Annotated in this window: 4 protein-coding genes; all 4 read right to left on the minus strand. The window is 60.2% G+C overall.

The annotated features are described in order from the left end of the window. Positions 1–381 (minus strand): cytochrome c oxidase subunit 3 (locus ACXJL8_RS36375; RefSeq protein WP_456686565.1); only part of this gene is annotated, 381 nt, incomplete at its 3' end. Next, positions 378–2,366, minus strand: a complete 1,989-nt coding sequence (gene cyoB, locus ACXJL8_RS36380) for a cytochrome o ubiquinol oxidase subunit I (protein ID WP_456686566.1) — start codon at positions 2,364–2,366, stop codon at positions 378–380. The genes cyoB and ACXJL8_RS36375, both read right to left, overlap by 4 nt. Continuing rightward, the gene (gene cyoA, locus ACXJL8_RS36385) at positions 2,363–3,241 is read right to left on the minus strand and encodes a ubiquinol oxidase subunit II (protein ID WP_456686567.1); all 879 of its coding nucleotides are present in this window, start codon (positions 3,239–3,241) and stop codon (positions 2,363–2,365) included. Before cyoA ends, cyoB begins: the two co-directional genes overlap by 4 nt. Position 3,242: 1 nt before the next feature. Beyond that, on the minus strand, positions 3,243–3,687 hold a 445-nt coding region (locus tag ACXJL8_RS36390; RefSeq protein ID WP_456686568.1), incomplete at its 5' end, for a UbiA family prenyltransferase.

Genomic DNA, 3,687 nt, shown 5'->3' on the forward strand with positions numbered 1-3,687 from the left:
GCCCAGGAATTCGCGAATCTCGAGACTGAGAAACGTGGCTCCGAGTGCGAAAGTGATTAGAGCCCCTAAATAGGTCCTGAGGTAGCGGCGCGAATTGATCGCCAAGGACATCAGTCCGCAGGTGTAGCTCGAAACGAGAAGGCAAGCGGTTTCAATCGCGACCGTAGTCTGATTGAACAACTGGACGCCGGTCGGCCCGCCGGCTGTGGAACGCACGAGGACCGCGTAGCTCGCGAACAGCGCGGCAAACATGATGATGTCACTCAGCAGGAAGATCCAGAAGCCATAGGCGACCACGATCCTCTTTGGAGCAGGTCCCGCCTCACTCGCACTTGGCAGTTCGTCTTGCGGAATCTGGTCAATTGCGACGGCGATATTCATGCTGCAACTCCTGCCTGGTGGGATCGTACGAACCGGGCGACCTCCTCGGCTGGCACCTCAATTTCGTTGTGGCGGCGGAATGAGAAGGCAAGCAGCGTCACGAATGCGCCGAACACGCCGACACTGGCCATCCACCAGATGTGCCAGATCATCGCGAAGCCGATGACGACAGCGAAGAAGGCCGTAACGAAGCCGGTGGCGCTGTTCTTCGGCATTTCGACGGGCTCGTAATTACGCGTCGGCGTCGGCGCGTCCTTTGTCGCTTGCGCGCGGTTCTTGCTGCTCCAGAACGCATCCAGTCCTGCGACCTTGGGTTGGAACGCAAAGTTCCATGCCGGCGGCGGTGACGCCGTCGCCCATTCGAGCGTGCGGCCGTTCCAGGGATCACCGGTGACGTCGCGCAGCTCCTCGCGATTGCGGATCGACACAACGAGTTGCACGATCTGGCAAACGACGCCGACCAGGATGATAGCGGTGCCGAAGGCCGCCGCTATCAACCACGGCTGCCAGGACAAATTGTCGTAATGTTGCATGCGCCGGGTCATGCCCATCAAGCCCAGCACGTAGAGCGGCATGAAGGCGACATAGAAGCCGACGAGCCAGCACCAGAACGAGGCTTTGCCCCAGCGTTCGTCGAGCTTGAACCCGAATGCCTTGGGGAACCAATAATTGTACCCCGCCATCACGCCAAACACGACGCCGCCGATGGCGACGTTGTGGAAGTGGGCGACCAGGAACACGCTGTTGTGCAGCTGGAAGTCGGCCGGAGGCACCGCCAAGAGCACGCCGGTCATGCCGCCGATGACGAAAGTCACCATGAAGCCAATCGACCACAGCACCGGCACCGAGAAGCGAACCCGGCCGCCGTACATCGTGAACAGCCAGTTGAAGACTTTCGCGCCCGTCGGCAAAGCGATGATCATGCTCATGACGCCGAAGAAGCCGTTGACGTTTGCGCTGGCACCCATTGTGAAAAAGTGGTGCAGCCAGACCAGGAAGGAGAGGATACAGATGGTCATCGTCGCGGCTACCATCGAGCGATAGCCGAACAACGGCTTGCCGGAGAAGGTCGCCATCACTTCCGAGAATACGCCGAACGCCGGCAGGATCAGGATGTAGACTTCGGGGTGCCCCCAGACCCAGAAAAGGTTGGAGTACAGCATCTGATTGCCCTGGCCTTCGAGCGTGAAGAAGTGAAAGCCGAGATAGCGATCGAGCGCCAGCATCGCGAGCGTCGCGGTCAGGACCGGAAATGCCGCGACAATGAGCAGGTTAGCGGCAAGCGCGGTCCAGCAGAAGACCGGCATGCGCATATAGCTCATCCCGGGCGCGCGCAGTTTGAGGATTGTCGTGACGAAGTTGATGCCCGCCAGCAAGGTGCCGATACCGGAGATTTGCAGCGACCAAAGATAGTAGTCGACGCCGACGCCGGGCGAATATTGCATTTCGCTCAGGGGCGGATAACCCCACCAGGTGGCTTTTGAGAACTCGCCGACCGCCAGCGAAATGTTGACCAACAACGCGCCCGAGGCAGTGAGCCAGAAGCTGACGGAGTTGAGCGTAGGGAATGCGACGTCGCGAACACCAAGTTGCAACGGGACCGCGAAGTTCATGAGCCCCACCACGAACGGCATTGCCATGAACAAGATCATGATCGTGCCGTGGGCCGAGAAAATCTGATTGAAATGCTCCGGCGGCAGATAGCCTTGTGCACCGCCGGCTGCGAGCGCCTGCTGCGCGCGGATCATGATTGCGTCGCTGAAGCCGCGCAGCATCATGACGAGCGCCAATATGCAATACATGGCGCCTATCCGCTTGTGGTCGACCGAGGTGAGCCATTCGCGCCACAAATAGAGCCAGGCTCCCTTCGCCGTGACGAAGCCGAGAACAACCACCACGACCAGGACCATGAAGCCCGTTGCGCCCATGATGATCGGCTCATGGAGCGGAATCGCGTTCCAATCGAGCTTGCCAAGGAGATTCATCGCTCTGCCCTCTGCGACGTTGAACAAATTGATAGAGAGGAGTCCCGCGTACCGATGTCAGCGTTTACGATGCTGCTGAATAGATCGGGGACGACGGCGCGATAGGTGAACGGCGCGACCGCCTTGCTCGGCTTCACCAGGTCGGCGTAAGCCTGCTTATCGAGCGCCGAACCGGTTTCGCGGGCCTGGCGAACCCATTGCGCAAATCTGTCGTCTGACACTGCATCGACCGTGAAGCGCATGTCGGGAAAGCCGTCACCGCTGAACATGGCAGATATCCCTGGATAGGTTCCGAGATGGTCCGCCTGCAGGTGGAGGCGTGTCGCCATACCGGACATGGTGTAGATCTGGCTCCCGAGCTGAGGCACGAAGAAGCTGTTCATGACGCTCGATGAGGTCAGCTCGAAGCTGATCGGCGTGCCAACCGGTACGACCAGCTTGTTGACGCTCGCGATCCCCTGCTCTGGATAGATGAACAGCCATTTCCAATCGAGTGAGACGACCTGGACGTTGACGGGCGTGACCGTTGAGCTAATCGGCTTGCCCGGATCGAGGTCGTGCGCGCCGAGCCATGCGACGCCGCCGACCAGGAGCACCGTCATCGCGGGGATGGACCAGACCAGCAACTCCAGGCGTCCGGAATATGTGAAATCCGGCCGATAGCGCGCACGCTCGTTCGATGCACGAAACCAGAAAGCAAAGCCGAGTATCGCAACGATCACCGGGATCACGATCGCCAGCATGATGCCAAGTGCGTTGAACAGAATTTGCCGCTCGGCCAGCGCAATTGGCCCTTTCGGATCGAGCACGCCCTCAGTGCAGCCACCGAGTGTCATGGCCCCGATCAGGAGGACAGCCAGTAAGCCGTATCGCATGTTAGACCTCGCTGAGGTTGATGGCGCGCCATGCGGTGTGGACGGCCTCCGGCGCGAGCTCGGCATGCACCAAAATGCCGAGGCCGCCTCGCGAGGTACGCATGAGCGAGGATGAATTTCCGTCATGGTCGACCAGGAGCGCCGCGAACAGCACGAACAAGTAGAATATGGAAAATGCGAATAGCCTGCGAGCGGGGCGGCGATCAGGCCCAATGTTTCTGTCGAGCTGGAATGCAAGTATGAGGAATAGCATCCCGCAGATCGCAACGGTCACGCCATAGATCGCACCCGCAAATCCGATCGCCCAGGGCAGCTCCGAGGCGACAGCCAGAAGGCCGCTGTAGATCAGGATCTGACGCGTTGTTGCTGCGCGTCCCGCGACAACCGGCAGCATCGGCACGCCCGCACGTGCGTAGTCGTCGGTGCGGTTGAGCGCCAGCGCCCAG

The sequence above is a fragment of the Bradyrhizobium sp. P5_C11_2 genome (assembly GCF_054049755.1).